This is a genomic window from Pseudomonas sp. MWU12-3103b (assembly GCF_023100615.1).
Taxonomy (GTDB): Bacteria; Pseudomonadota; Gammaproteobacteria; order Pseudomonadales; family Pseudomonadaceae; genus Aquipseudomonas; species Aquipseudomonas putida_A.
Window position 1 is genome coordinate 26,747 of sequence record NZ_JALMEY010000001.1, and the last position, 14,321, is coordinate 41,067.

The following is a 14,321-nucleotide window of genomic DNA, read 5'->3' on the forward strand; positions in this document are numbered from 1 at the left end:
GCGGACAACCATCAATGCCTGATGAGGTGCACCCCCATGTCTGACGCAGATCGAGACAACCCGCGGCGTGAGTTCTTGCGCAAATCCCTGACCCTGATTCCCGTGGTCACCCTCGCCGGTAGCGGTCTGGGCAGCAGCGTGTTGCAAGCGGCGCCTGAAGCGGCCCCGTCGACGCCCGCAGCAACACCGGCCAAAGCTGACGCTAGCGCTTATCAGCCGAGCTATTTCACCGCCGAGGAATGGGCCTTCATCAACGCCGCCGTGGCACACCTCATACCCAATGACGAGCAAGGCCCGGGGGCTCTGGAAGCCGGCGTGCCGGAATACATCGACCGCCAGATGAACACCCCGTATGCCGCCGGTGCCCTGTGGTACATGCAAGGCCCGTTCAACGCCGACGCCGCGCCGGAGATGGGCTGGCAGAGCAAACTGGTGCCAAAAGAGATCTATCGCCTGGGCATCGCTGCCACGGATCAGTGGGCAAAATCCCTCAACGGTAAAACATTTGCCGAGCAAGACAGCGCTACCCGAGAAGATTTGCTCACGCAGCTCGAAGCCGGCAAACCACAGTTCGATGCGGTTCCAGCGAAGATTTTCTTCAGCCTGCTGCTGCAAAACACCAAGGAAGGGTTCTTCTGCGACCCGATCCACGGCGGCAATAAAGGCATGGTCGGCTGGACCATGATCGGCTTCCCCGGCGCCCGCGCCGATTTCATGGATTGGGTGGAACGCAATGAGCAATACCCCTTCCCGGCAGTTTCGATTCGCGGCGAGAGGGCTTGAGCATGGCAACCGTAATGAAGAAGGTCGACGCAGTGATCGTCGGTTTCGGCTGGACTGGCGCGATCATGGCCAAGGAGCTGACCGAGGCCGGGCTCAACGTGCTGGCGCTGGAGCGCGGGCCGATGCAGGACACCTACCCCGACGGCAACTATCCACAGGTGATCGACGAACTCACCTACAGCGTGCGGAAAAAACTCTTTCAGGACATCTCGAAAGAAACCGTCACCATCCGCCACAGCGTCAACGACATCGCCCTGCCGAATCGCCAGTTGGGTGCGTTTCTGCCGGGCAATGGCGTCGGCGGCGCCGGTTTGCACTGGTCGGGCGTGCATTTTCGCGTCGATCCGATCGAACTGCGTATGCGCAGCCACTACGAAGAGCGCTACGGCAAAAGCTTCATCCCCAAGGACATGACCATCCAGGACTTCGGCGTCAGCTATGAAGAGCTGGAGCCGTTCTTCGATTTCGCCGAAAAAGTCTTCGGCACCTCCGGCCAGGCCTGGACCGTGAAGGGCCAACTGGTCGGTCAGGGCAAGGGCGGTAACCCTTACGCACCGGATCGCTCCAATCCGTTCCCGCTGGAAGCGCAGAAGAACACCGTTTCCGCACAACTGTTTGGCAAAGCGGCGACAGAGGTCGGTTACAAACCCTACAACCTGCCCTCCGCGAATACCTCAGGCCCGTACACCAATCCCTACGGCGCACAGATGGGCCCGTGCAACTTCTGCGGGTTCTGCAGCGGTTACGTTTGCTACATGTACTCCAAGGCCTCGCCGAACGTGAACATTCTGCCGGCGCTCAAGCCACTGCCGAATTTCGAGCTGCGGCCCAACTCGCATGTGCTGCGGGTCAACCTCGACAGCACCAAGTCCAAGGCCACCGGCGTGACGTACATCGACGGCCAGGGCCGCGAGATCGAGCAGCCGGCGGACCTAGTGATCCTCGGCGCCTTCCAGCTGCACAACGTGCGCCTGATGCTGCTCTCGGGCATCGGCAAACCGTACGACCCGATCAGCGGCGAAGGCGTGGTCGGGCGTAACTTCGCCTACCAGAACATGGCGACCATCAAGGCGTTCTTCGACAAGGACACCCACACCAACAACTTCATCGGTGCCGGCGGCAACGGTGTGGCGCTGGATGACTTCAACGCCGACAACTTCGATCACGGCCCACACGGCTTCGTCGGCGGCTCGCCAATGTGGGTCAACCAGGCGGGCAGCCGCCCGATTGCCGGCACCTCGAACCCGCCCGGCACCCCGGCCTGGGGCAGCCAGTGGAAACGCGCGACCGCCGATTACTACACCCACCAGGTGTCGATGGACGCCCACGGCGCGCATCAGTCCTACAGAGGCAACTACCTCGATCTGGATCCGGTGTACCGCGATGCCTACGGCTTGCCGCTGCTGCGCATGACCTTCGACTGGCAGGAAAACGACATCAAAATGAACCGCTTCATGGTCGAGAAAATGGGCAAGGTCGCTCAAGCCATGGGCCCGAAAGCCATCGCGGTGATCGGCAAGCAGGTCGGTGATCATTTCAACACTGCGGCCTACCAGACCACCCACCTCAACGGTGGCGCAATCATGGGCACCGATCCGAAGAAGAGTGCCCTGAACCGTTACCTGCAGAGCTGGGACGTGCACAACGTGTTCGTGCCAGGTGCGTCGGCGTTCCCGCAAGGCTTGGGTTACAACCCGACCGGGCTGGTGGCGGCGTTGACCTACTGGTCGGCCAAGGCGATCCGCGAGCAGTACCTGAAAAACCCCGGCCCGCTGGTTCAGGCATAAGGAGCGATGACCATGAAAAATCTCGTTATCGCCACCCTGGCCCTGCTCGGCAGCACGGCTGTACACGCCGCCGACGTTGATCAGGCGTTGATCAAACAAGGCGAATACCTCGCCCGCGCCGGTGACTGCGTGGCCTGCCACACCGCCAAGGGCGGCAAGCCGTTCGCCGGCGGCCTGCCGATGGAAACGCCGATCGGCACGATCTACTCGACCAACATCACCCCGGACAAAACCGGTGTCGGCGATTACAGCTTTGAGGACTTCGACAAAGCCGTGCGCCATGGCGTGGCGAAAAACGGCAGTACCTTGTACCCGGCGATGCCGTATCCGTCCTACGCCCGTGTCAGCGAAACCGACATGCAGGCGCTGTACGCCTACTTCATGCACGGCGTCGAACCAGTGGCGCAGGAGAACAAGGCCAGCGACATTCCATGGCCGCTGAGCATGCGCTGGCCGTTGATGGGCTGGCGCTGGCTGTTTGCGCCGAAGGTCGAGGACTACAAGGCAACCTCGGATGATCCGGTGATCGATCGCGGCGCCTACCTGGTCGAAGGCCTCGGCCATTGCGGCGCCTGCCATACGCCACGGGCCCTGACCATGCAGGAAAAATCCCTGAGCGCGGCGGACGGCAAGAACTTCCTCGCCGGCAGTGCGCCGCTGGAAGGCTGGATCGCGAAAAGTCTGCGCGGTGATCACAAGGATGGCCTGGGCAGCTGGAGCGAAGAGCAGCTGGTGCAATTCCTCAAGACCGGTCGCAGCGACCGCAGTGCAGTGTTCGGCGGCATGAGCGATGTGGTCACCCACAGCATGCAATACATGACCGACGCCGACCTGACCGCGATCGCCCGCTACCTCAAGTCGCTGCCGGCCAATGATCCTGCCGATCAGCCGCACCAGTACGATGAGAAAGCGGCCAAAGCCCTGTGGAACGGCGACGACAGCCAGCGTGGCGCAGCGGTGTACATCGACAACTGCGCGGCCTGCCACCGTACCGACGGCCACGGCTACACCCGGGTATTCCCAGCGCTGGCGGGCAATCCGGTGCTGCAATCGGAGGATCCGACATCGCTGATCCACATCGTGCTCAAGGGCGGTACCTTGCCGGCGACGCACACGGCACCCTCGACCTTCACCATGCCGGGTTTCGCCTGGCGGTTGTCGGATCAGGAAGTGGCGGATGTGGTGAGTTTCATCCGTGGCAGTTGGGGCAACAAAGGGGCGCCGGTGAAAGCCGCTGACGTCGCCGAGTTGCGTAAGGAGGATATGAAGCACACCTCCGGCGATGACCTCGGTCAGGTCACGCAACACAACTGACCAGTCGCCCGACGGCACTAGCCAGATGAGCAACGCCCCGATACTGTATATGCACACAGTATCGGGGCGTTTTCATGTCTACTCCATTGCCACCGCGCGGCCGCGGCACCGCGACCAACCCGCACAACCGCTTTGCGCCGAACCGTTCGGTGGCCGAGGACGACGGCTGGTATCAGGAAGTGCCCGAAACGCAGAACACCGAGGTGATGATCGAAACCGCGAAAACCATCATTACCCGCAACACCTCGCCGGACCTGCCCTTCGACCGCTCGATCAATCCCTATCGCGGCTGCGAGCACGGCTGCATCTATTGCTACGCGCGACCCAGCCACGCCTATTGGGACATGTCGCCGGGGCTGGATTTCGAAACTCGGCTGATCGCCAAGACCAACGCCGCCCAGGTGCTTGAGGAACAGTTGAGCAAACGCGGTTACCAATGCGCGCCGATCAATCTTGGCTCCAACACCGATCCGTATCAGCCCATCGAGCGCGAGCACAAGATCACCCGGCAGACTCTTGAAGTGCTGCTGCGCTACCGGCACCCGGTAACCATTGTCACCAAAGGTTCGCTGATTTTGCGCGACCTCGACCTGCTCACCGAGCTGGCGCAGCAACGGCTGGTGGCGGTGATGATCAGCCTGACCACGCTGGACGATGAACTCAAACGCATCCTCGAACCCCGTGCCGCTGCACCGAAAGCACGGCTGCGGGCGATCCGGGTGATGCGCGAAGCAGGCATTCCGGTGGGGGTGCTGTGTTCGCCGATGATTCCGATGATCAACGACAGCGAAATAGAGAGCCTGCTGACCGAAGCCCATGCGGTTGGTGCGCAAAGTGCCGCCTACATGATGCTGCGCCTGCCGCTGGAAGTGGCGCCGCTGTTCGAGGAATGGCTGCAGGCGCACTATCCGCAGCGTGCGGCCCATGTCCTGAGCCTGATCCGCCAGAGCCGAGGCGGCGAACTCTACGACAGCCGTTTCGGCGCGAGAATGCGCGGCGAGGGACCGTTCGCCGACCTGCTGGCGCAACGTTTCGCCAAAGCCATTAAACGTCTCGGTTTAAACCATCGTGAGGGCTATAACCTCGACTGCACGGCCTTCTGTCCGCCAGGGGCACAAATGGCTCTGCTGTAGGCAGAGCGCAAAACAATAAAAAATCGCTTGATGGAGTCTGGCTCCATCAAGCGATTATTTAGAACTACTGGCTTCGGAGAAGCTGTTACTTGAACCAGTTACTGATCCAGTCGACGATGCGGCGGGCGGTATTCTTGATGTTTTCCCAAGCGTTTTTCACCCATTCGACAAACTGTTCAACAATATTGCTGACCCAGAAATAGATCTCGTTGTATAACTTGCTGAAAAACGCCATGATCTGGTCCGACACAGAAAGGATTGCCCCCTGAGTCGCTGGATACTTTTCACCAATGCCAATTGCCTTATCGAACATATCATCGATCATCTTGTTGGAAGATTCTTTCTGCGCTGCGCGCTTCTCCTCCATACGCTTCCTGAACTCCTCGCTGGCAGCGTCACCACCACCGCTTTCCTTGAACCGCTCGGTGTCCGCGGTGATCTGATTCTGAATTTCATTGGTGTTAACGGCACCGTTTCTTTGCGAATCTTCTTTCAAGCCTTCAACTGCCGCGGCTTCTTCCGGGGTCAGCGAAGTGAGCGCAGAAACGGTTGGATAAACCGGTTTGGCCAGAACTTGGCGGCGCGCCCCAGGCGTATGATCGCAACTTGCCTTATGAAATTCGCGCAGTGCATTCATGGTAGTAACAAAAGTAGTTTTAGTTGTCATCTTTTCAATCCTTGAATAATTAATTAGACGGACACACCAATTATGCCCGCCAAAAAAACTATAGGAATAAAACGATTGAGCCACAACAACTTAGTCATTTCAAAATAATAAAGTCGACTACAAACAGAACAACTAACATGAGACTCAAGCCAACTAATACTAACTTCCTCCTCATTATCAAATGACATAGATAAAAAATTCTTCAGCTTGATCGCGCAGCCTTCTGTCCGCCGGGTCGCCACATGTCGTTGATTTAGCGACAATTGGCTTATGGTTGAGGGTTGAGGGTTGAGGGTTGAGGGTTGGAATCCTTGCGTCGAAACACGCCAGTCACGTTTTTTGTGACCTGGAACACACGTTCTAGAGCGCTTGATTCAGTTTGAGTTAAGTTTCGGCAGCTACCTTGTTCATCGAGTGACTGACGGGTCGGGATGGCCCGGATGTTTTAAACAGCCACTGGCTTCATACCGGAATACACGGGAACGACTCCCCGAATCCGCCAAAGAGGATGAATCATGAGTGACAAGGATAAACAGCCGTTGGCTGCGTCGGCGCAAGCCGTCCCTGGGGCGGAATCCGCCGATGCAGCGCTGCGAACGATCGTTGACGGCTTTTTGCATTTTCATCATGAGGTCTTCCCGCAGCAGGAAGAACTCTTCAAGAAACTCGCCACGGCGCAATCGCCACGGGCGATGTTCATCACCTGCGCCGACTCGCGCATCGTGCCCGAGCTGATCACCCAGAGTTCGCCAGGCGATCTGTTCGTGACCCGTAACGTCGGCAACGTCGTGCCGCCTTACGGCCAGATGAACGGTGGCGTTTCCACTGCCATCGAATACGCGGTACTAGCGCTGGGCGTGCAACACATCATCATCTGCGGCCACTCCGATTGCGGTGCCATGCGCGCAGTGCTCAATCCGGACAGCCTGGAAAAAATGCCGACGGTCAAAGCCTGGTTGCGCCACGCCGAAGTGGCAAAAACCATGGTGCACGAAAATTGTAACTGCACCGACGAAAAAGAAAGCATGCCGATCCTCACCGAGGAGAACGTCATCGCCCAACTGCAGCACTTGCGTACCCATCCTTCGGTAGCCTCACGCATGGCGAACGGTCAACTGTTCATCCATGGCTGGGTCTACAACATCGAAACCAGCGAAATCAAAGCTTACGACGCGGATCAGGGACGCTTCCTGCCGCTCGACGGCAGCCATCCGATTCCGGTGGCGACGCCCAAAGCGCGCTTCTAAATCTTCCTAAAAATCTGTGTGGCATGACGCCGGCCGCTGTTCAGCGGCCCGGCTTCGCCACGCCTGAAGAAAGCTTCGGGAGAGTCATCATGCGTGCTGCTCAATTGAAAGCGGTGTTGCCACGGGAGCTGCTGGCTTCGGTGGTTGTGTTTCTGGTCGCGTTGCCGCTGTGCATGGGCATTGCAATCGCTTCCGGGTTGCCGCCGGCCAAAGGTCTGATCACCGGGATCATCGGCGGTCTGGTGGTGGGTTGGCTGGCGGGCTCGCCGTTGCAGGTCAGCGGGCCGGCGGCCGGTCTGGCGGTGTTGGTGTTCGAGCTGGTGCGCCAGCACGGGATCGAGATGCTCGGGCCGATTCTGTTGCTCGCCGGTTTCCTGCAACTGGTGGCCGGGCGCCTGAAGCTCGGGTGCTGGTTTCGGGTCACAGCGCCAGCAGTGGTCTACGGCATGCTCGCCGGGATCGGCGTGTTGATCGTTCTGTCGCAGGTGCATGTGATGCTCGATGCCAAGCCACAACCGTCCGGGCTGGATAACCTGACGGCGTTCCCCGGAGCGGTGGCGCAAGCCTTGCCGTCGTTCGGCTGGCAGGCCGGCTTGCTCGGCCTGGCGACCATTGCGGTGATGTGGCTGTGGGAGAAATTTCGCCCGCATTCGCTGCGCTTCATTCCCGGTGCGCTGCTCGGCGTCGGTCTGGCCACGGGCGCCAGCCTGCTGTTGGCGTTGCAGGTTAAACGGGTCGAGGTGCCGGAGAATCTGGCCGAAGCCATCGACTGGCTGAAACCGGCGGACTTGCTCAGCCTCGCTGATCCCACCCTGCTGATTGCGGCTTTTGCCGTGGCGTTCATCGCCAGCGCCGAAACGCTGCTGTCCGCCGCAGCGGTGGATCGCATGCACAGCGGCGTGCGCTCGGACTTCGACCGCGAACTGTCGGCGCAAGGTGTCGGCAACATGCTCTGCGGTCTGCTCGGGGCACTGCCGATGACCGGGGTGATCGTGCGCAGCTCGGCCAACGTCCAGGCCGGTGCAACCACCCGATACTCGACGATCTTCCATGGTCTGTGGCTGCTGGCGTTCGTGCTGTTGCTGTCGAGCGTGCTGCAAAGCATTCCGGTGGCGAGTCTGGCGGGGGTGCTGGTGTACACCGGGTTCAAACTGGTGGACCTCAAGGCCTTTCGTGGTCTGGGCCGTTACGGGCGGATGCCGATGTTCACCTATGCCGCCACGGCGCTGGCGATCATCTTCACCGACCTGCTGACCGGTGTGTTGATCGGTTTCGGCCTGACGATGTTGAAACTGGCGTTCAAGGCTTCGCGATTGAAGATTAGCCTGATCGATCTGCCGCAGGACGGCGAGATGGAGTTGCGTCTGATCGGTGCGGCGACATTCCTCAAAGTGCCGGCGTTGACGCAAGTGCTGGGCAGTATTCCGCAAGGCACGACGGTGCATGTGCCGCTCAATAACCTGAGCTACATCGACCATTCGTGTCTGGAGTTGCTGGAGGAATGGGGCCGGGCGAATGCGGCGAAGGGCTCGAAGCTGTTGATTGAGTCGCGCGGGTTGAAGCGCAGGCTTGAGGGACGGATTCGAACCACTACCGGTATCGGCGCGGCCGGCTAAAAACCTGATCTTGAAATACCCCTGTGGGAGGGGGCTTGCTCCCGAAGACGGTGGGTCAGTCGACATTGATAGTGACTGATCCACCGTCTTCGGGAGCAAGCCCCCTCCCACAATTGGGATTTGTACCGGGCTTTGAATCAGGCAGCAGGCTTGTCCAGCTCCAGGCCCACACCCAGGCGACGGCCCATGCATGGCCAGCGCTTCCACGCAGCACCGGTATCCGGGCTGCTCAGTTTGTCGCGGTACGCCTCTACCGATTCCAGCGCAAAACTATCGTCGTCGAGCATCTTGTCGATGGCGTGATGCACCACTTCGTCCAGTTGATTGGCAAATTCCTCACCGAGCAATTGGTGAGCAATCAGGTTGGCGACCGTCATGTCCAAGGGGATCAATGGCTGGCCGAGGTGTTTGATGTACAGGTCGTTGACCTCTTCAACAAAGCGGTGCGCCAGATAGGCTTCATCCAGCAGGCTGTCCAGGCCGACCGGCGGCTGGAGGAAGTACTGCTCGGCGATTTTCAGCACCGGCTTGATCTGCGACTCGATTCCCGCTTCCCTGGCAACTTCATTGGCTGCGTCCAGCATGTCTGGTACTTCATCGATATAGGCGGTGACAAAACTCGTCAACGCGTCTTCGCGGTTAGCGTCCGGCAACTGAATGGCCGAATGCAGATGAGGCAACTTGGCTTCCAGCTGACGCTTGAGCCGTCCGGTTTCGTTTTCGGTCTGTCGGGCTTTTTGGATCTGCTCGCGCAATGCGGCGGTGTTCATGAAAACTCCAGGGAACAAGGCAATGAAATAGGGAAGACATAACTTAGCTGGCTTACGAAAAATGCTAAGACGCATTTGTCATAATTATTTCATCCTTGATGCAGCAGCGTTATATCGGTTCGCCACCACTCGTCTGCATCCTTCTCCATTCGTACCCTTGAGCGCAAGCCCCGGCTGTTTCAGATCATTTACGCGTCGACATTGCAATTCCCGGTGGCTGTCTATACTCGCCATTGAATGGAGTTAGCTGATGACGCCCGACTGCCCACGCAGCAAGGCCCGGCGATTCAAGTTCGTAGTCTGATGCAGCCGCTCCCTTGCCGAAGGCGTTGCGCCTACGGGATAACAAGAACGATAAGGGGAACCCGCAATGATGCGACATCCACACGTCTGGATGGGCCTCCTGTTGTGGTCGATTTTCAGCCCGGCTCAAGCGGCCTGGACTGTGAATATGGCGCCTGGAGCGACTGAAATCAGTCACGCAGTATTCGACCTGCACATGACCATTTTCTGGATCTGTGTGGTGATCGGGATCATCGTCTTCGGCGCCATGTTCTGGTCGATGATCGTGCATCGCCGCTCGACCGGGCAGGTCGCCGCAAAATTCCACGAAAGTACCACCGTCGAGATTCTCTGGACTGTCGTGCCGCTGCTGATCCTAGTGGCGATGGCGGTCCCGGCGACCGCTACCCTGATCCGCATGTACGACACCAGTGAGCCGGATATCGATATCCAGATCACCGGCTATCAGTGGAAGTGGCACTACAAATACCTGGGTCAGGATGTCGAGTTCTTCAGCAACCTGGCCACCCCTGCCGAACAGATCCACAACAAGGAAGCCAAGGGCGAGCACTACCTGCTCGAAGTCGACAAGCCGCTGGTGCTGCCGGTCGGCGCCAAGGTGCGCTTCCTCGTGACCTCCGCCGACGTTATCCACTCGTGGTGGGTGCCGGCCTTCGCGGTCAAACGCGATGCGATTCCCGGGTTCGTCAACGAAGCCTGGACCCGCATCGACAAGCCCGGCCTCTACCGTGGCCAGTGCGCCGAGTTGTGCGGCAAGGACCATGGCTTCATGCCGATAGTGGTCGACGTCAAAGAGAAGGCCGACTACGACAAGTGGCTTGCCGACCGCAAAGCCGAAGCCGCGCAGCTCAAGGAGCTGACCAGCAAGGAATGGACGCTGGACGAGCTTAAAGAGCGCGGCGACAAGATTTATCACACCACTTGCGTGGCCTGTCACCAGGCCGAAGGCCAGGGCCTGCCGCCGATGTTCCCGGCGCTCAAGGGCTCACCGATTGCCACCGGGCCGAAAGCCGACCACCTGCACCGCGTGTACTTCGGCAAACCCGGCACCGCCATGGCAGCGTTCGGCAAGCAGTTGTCGGAGGTCGATATCGCAGCGGTAGTGACCTACGAACGTAACGCCTGGGGCAACAACAAGGGCGACATGGTCACGCCAAAAGAAGTGCTTGAGCTCAAACAGGCGGAAAGCAAATGAGCCGGTCTATCGCGTATTTCGTGAACCGGCCGGGGCAACGCGCCCTGGCCAGCCTCGTCCACTCACGTAAAGGAGACCGGCCATGAGCGCTGTAATCGATGACCACGGTCATGCCGACCACGCCCACGGCCCCGCCAAAGGCCTGATGCGCTGGGTGCTGACCACCAACCACAAGGACATCGGCACGCTGTACCTGTGGTTCGCGTTCTGCATGTTCCTGCTCGGCGGCACGTTCGCCATGGTGATCCGCGCCGAGCTGTTCCAGCCCGGGCTGCAGATCGTCGAACCGGCGTTCTTCAACCAGATGACCACCATGCACGGCCTGGTGATGGTCTTCGGCGCGGTGATGCCGGCGTTCGTCGGCCTCGCCAACTGGATGATCCCGTTGATGATCGGCGCGCCGGACATGGCCCTGCCACGGATGAACAACTTCAGCTTCTGGCTGCTGCCGGCGGCGTTCCTGCTGCTGGTCTCGACCCTGTTCACCGCCGGTGGCGGGCCGAACTTCGGCTGGACGTTCTATGCGCCACTGTCCACCACCTACGCGCCGGAAAGCGTCACCTACTTCATCTTCGCCATCCACTTGATGGGGATCAGTTCGATCATGGGCGCGATCAACGTGATCGCCACCATCCTCAACCTGCGCGCCCCCGGCATGACCCTGATGAAAATGCCGCTGTTCGTCTGGACCTGGCTGATCACCGCGTTCCTGCTGATCGCAGTGATGCCGGTGCTGGCCGGGTGCGTGACGATGATGCTGATGGACATCCACTTCGGCACCAGTTTCTTCAGTGCCGCCGGTGGCGGTGACCCGGTGCTGTTCCAGCACGTGTTCTGGTTCTTCGGCCACCCCGAGGTGTACATCATGATCCTGCCGGCGTTCGGCGCCGTCAGCCAGATCATCCCGACCTTCTCGCGCAAGCCGCTGTTCGGCTACACCTCGATGGTCTATGCGACGGCGAGCATCGCGTTCCTGTCGTTCATCGTCTGGGCGCACCACATGTTCGTGGTCGGCATCCCACTGGTGGGCGAGTTGTTCTTCATGTACGCGACCATGCTCATCGCGGTGCCGACCGGGGTGAAGGTGTTCAACTGGGCCAGCACCATGTGGCAGGGGTCGCTGACCTTCGAGACGCCGATGCTGTTTGCCGTGGCGTTCGTGATCCTGTTCTCGATCGGCGGTTTCTCCGGATTGATGCTGGCCATCGCCCCGGCGGACTTCCAGTACCAGGACACCTACTTCGTGGTCGCGCATTTCCACTACGTACTGGTGCCGGGGGCGATCTTCGGGATCTTCGCCTCGGCCTATTACTGGCTGCCGAAGTGGACCGGGCACATGTACGACGAAACCCTCGGCAAGCTGCACTTCTGGCTGTCGTTCGTCGGCATGAACCTGACCTTCTTCCCGATGCACTTCGTGGGATTGGCGGGGATGCCGCGACGGATTCCGGACTACAACCTGCAGTTCGCCGACTTCAACATGGTCTCGTCGATTGGCGCGTTCATGTTCGGTGCCACGCAGATCTTCTTCCTGTTCATCGTGATCAAGACCATTCGTGGCGGCCCGCCAGCCCCGGCCAAACCGTGGGATGGCGCCGAAGGCCTGGAGTGGAGCGTGCCGTCGCCGGCGCCGTATCACACCTTCACTACGCCGCCGGAAGTGAAATGAAACGCCTTGCCTTTGTGGGAGGGGGCTTGCTCCCGAATGCGTCAGATCATTCCACTCATGGGTTGAATGATGAATTGCATTCGCGAGCAAGCCCGCTCCCACAGGGGATCTCGGTGGAGGCTGACAAACATGGCTGACTCGATCTCGCTGAAAAAACTCGTCACCCGCCTGCTCGGTGTGGTGGTGGCAATGTTTGTTTTCGGTTTTGCCCTGGTGCCGATCTACGACGTGATGTGCAAGGCCTTCGGCATCAACGGCAAGACCGCCGGGCAGTACGAGGGTGAGCAGGTGGTGGATAACTCGCGGCAGGTGCGCGTGCAGTTTCTGTCGATGAACAACGCCGACATGCCGTGGGAGTTCTACCCTAAGGGTGAGGAACTGGTGACCCATCCCGGCGGCGTAAACGAGATGATCTTCGTCGCCCGCAACCCCACCGACAAACCGATGAGCGCCCAGGCCGTGCCGAGTATCGCACCCAGCGAAGCGGCGGCGTATTTCCACAAGACCGAATGCTTTTGCTTCACCCAGCAGGTGCTGCAGCCCGGTCAGCAGATCGAGATGCCGATGCGTTTCATCATTGACCGCGACATGCCCAAGGACGTGAAGCACCTGACGCTGTCCTACACGCTGTTCGATATCACCGCCCGACATCCTCCGGTGGCTGCAAACACTGGCGGTTAAGCGTGCCCGATAAGGAGAACAATAAATGGCAACTCATGAGCACTATTACGTCCCGGCCCAGAGTAAATGGCCGATCATCGCCACCTTCGGCATGGTCATCACCGTCTACGGCCTGGCGACCTGGTTCAACGATCTGAAGGCAGCACGCCCGGAATCCCACGGCCCGTACATCTTTTTCGTCGGTGGGCTGTTGCTGGCGTACATGCTGTTCGGCTGGTTCGGGGCGGTGATCAAGGAAAGTCGTGCCGGGCTGTACAGCCCGCAGCTCGACCGCTCGTTCCGCTGGGGCATGAGTTGGTTCATCTTCTCCGAGGTGATGTTCTTCGTCGCCTTCTTCGGTGCGCTGTTTTACGTGCGGCACATCTCAGGCCCGGCGCTGGGCGGCGAAGGCCCGAAAGGCATCGCGCACATGCTCTGGCCGAACTTCCAGTTCACCTGGCCGCTGCTGCACACGCCGGATCCGAAACTGTTCCCGCCACCCAAGGAAGTCATCAGCCCGTGGGGCCTGCCGCTGATCAACACGATCCTGCTGGTCAGCTCCAGCGTGACCATCACCATCGCCCACCACGCCTTGAAAAAAGGCCATCGCGGTGCGCTGAAAATCTGGCTGGCGATCACCGTGCTGCTGGGCTGCGGCTTCCTCGCGTTGCAGGCCGAGGAGTACATGCACGCCTATCACGAACTGGGCCTGACCCTGGGTTCGGGCATCTATGGTGCGACGTTCTTCATGCTCACCGGTTTCCACGGCGCGCACGTGACCATCGGCACGATCATTCTGTTCGTGATGCTGATGCGCATCATGAAGGGGCATTTCGATGCCGAGCATCAGTTCGGTTTCGAGGCGGCGAGCTGGTATTGGCACTTCGTCGATGTGGTGTGGATCGGTTTGTTCGTCTTCGTTTACGTGCTCTGAGCACTGATCACCAAGGCGCGTGCGACACCAGTTGGCCGCTGTAGAAGCCCCAGGCGATCAAGCCGACGGTGGCCGCGGCCAGTGCCACCCGAACACTCAAGGCGATCACCAGGCGATTGGAGCTGCTGTCGTCCTTGACCAGGAAAAACAGGCCGCTGAACAGGCTGATCACCGTGGCAATCAGCAGCAGGACGATGGCTGCTTTGAGCATGGGAAGACTCCGGGGGACAGGCGATGCAGTTG

Annotated in this window: 13 protein-coding genes; 10 read left to right on the plus strand and 3 right to left on the minus strand. The window is 59.8% G+C overall.

All coding sequences use genetic code 11. From position 1 onward, the window contains the following. The first annotated feature begins 36 nt into the window (after positions 1 to 36). The 4 genes from M0808_RS00160 to M0808_RS00175 all read left to right on the plus strand — a co-directional run bounded on the left by M0808_RS00160 (position 37) and on the right by M0808_RS00175 (position 5,017). Entirely contained in the window at positions 37 to 783 is a 747-nt protein-coding gene (locus M0808_RS00160) for a gluconate 2-dehydrogenase subunit 3 family protein (RefSeq protein ID WP_247839423.1), read from the plus strand. Positions 784 to 785: 2 nt separating this feature from the next. Continuing rightward, positions 786 to 2,570 carry a GMC family oxidoreductase gene (locus M0808_RS00165; protein ID WP_047597066.1) on the plus strand — a complete coding sequence of 595 codons (1,785 nt, stop codon included), beginning with the start codon at positions 786 to 788 and terminating at the stop codon, positions 2,568 to 2,570. Positions 2,571 to 2,582: 12 nt separating this feature from the next. Beyond that, positions 2,583 to 3,884, plus strand: coding sequence for a cytochrome c (locus tag M0808_RS00170; RefSeq protein ID WP_247839425.1), 1,302 nt, complete (start codon positions 2,583 to 2,585; stop codon positions 3,882 to 3,884). Positions 3,885 to 3,958: 74 nt separating this feature from the next. Next, entirely contained in the window at positions 3,959 to 5,017 is a 1,059-nt protein-coding gene (locus M0808_RS00175; protein WP_247839427.1) for a PA0069 family radical SAM protein, read from the plus strand. A gap of 85 nt (positions 5,018 to 5,102) precedes the next feature. Here M0808_RS00175 and M0808_RS00180 read toward each other — a convergent pair whose 3' ends face one another. Beyond that, positions 5,103 to 5,684 (minus strand): hypothetical protein, encoded by a 582-nt coding sequence (locus M0808_RS00180; RefSeq protein ID WP_247839429.1) that lies wholly within the window; start codon positions 5,682 to 5,684, stop codon positions 5,103 to 5,105. Positions 5,685 to 6,199: 515 nt separating this feature from the next. Between M0808_RS00180 and M0808_RS00185 the strand changes: the two genes are divergently transcribed. Together M0808_RS00185 and M0808_RS00190 are read left to right on the plus strand one after the other, a co-directional pair. Then, positions 6,200 to 6,931, plus strand: a complete 732-nt coding sequence (locus M0808_RS00185) for a carbonic anhydrase (RefSeq protein ID WP_098966495.1) — start codon at positions 6,200 to 6,202, stop codon at positions 6,929 to 6,931. 89 nt (positions 6,932 to 7,020) lie between these two features. Further along, the gene (locus tag M0808_RS00190) at positions 7,021 to 8,547 is read left to right on the plus strand and encodes a SulP family inorganic anion transporter (RefSeq protein WP_247839431.1); all 1,527 of its coding nucleotides are present in this window, start codon (positions 7,021 to 7,023) and stop codon (positions 8,545 to 8,547) included. A 137-nt stretch (positions 8,548 to 8,684) separates the two neighbouring features. On the opposite strand, the gene M0808_RS00195 is transcribed toward M0808_RS00190, so the two are convergent. Next, a complete protein-coding gene (locus M0808_RS00195; protein WP_247839432.1) occupies positions 8,685 to 9,317 on the minus strand; it encodes a hypothetical protein in 633 nt (210 codons plus the stop codon). A 370-nt stretch (positions 9,318 to 9,687) separates the two neighbouring features. Between M0808_RS00195 and coxB the strand changes: the two genes are divergently transcribed. From coxB to M0808_RS00215, 4 genes are all read left to right on the plus strand, one after another. Continuing rightward, positions 9,688 to 10,815 (plus strand): cytochrome c oxidase subunit II, encoded by a 1,128-nt coding sequence (coxB, locus tag M0808_RS00200; RefSeq protein WP_027610220.1) that lies wholly within the window; start codon positions 9,688 to 9,690, stop codon positions 10,813 to 10,815. 82 nt (positions 10,816 to 10,897) lie between these two features. After that, a complete protein-coding gene (ctaD, locus tag M0808_RS00205; protein WP_007962785.1) occupies positions 10,898 to 12,484 on the plus strand; it encodes a cytochrome c oxidase subunit I in 1,587 nt (528 codons plus the stop codon). A 129-nt stretch (positions 12,485 to 12,613) separates the two neighbouring features. Next, complete coding sequence (locus tag M0808_RS00210; RefSeq protein ID WP_003220348.1) at positions 12,614 to 13,165, plus strand: cytochrome c oxidase assembly protein; 552 nt, start codon at positions 12,614 to 12,616, stop codon at positions 13,163 to 13,165. 25 nt (positions 13,166 to 13,190) lie between these two features. Next, positions 13,191 to 14,078: a cytochrome c oxidase subunit 3 gene (locus M0808_RS00215; protein ID WP_134785096.1), complete on the plus strand. Its 888-nt coding sequence runs from the start codon at positions 13,191 to 13,193 to the stop codon at positions 14,076 to 14,078. A gap of 7 nt (positions 14,079 to 14,085) precedes the next feature. Here M0808_RS00215 and M0808_RS00220 read toward each other — a convergent pair whose 3' ends face one another. After that, positions 14,086 to 14,289, minus strand: coding sequence for a twin transmembrane helix small protein (locus M0808_RS00220; RefSeq protein WP_003220344.1), 204 nt, complete (start codon positions 14,287 to 14,289; stop codon positions 14,086 to 14,088). Between the last annotated feature and the right edge of the window lie 32 nt (positions 14,290 to 14,321).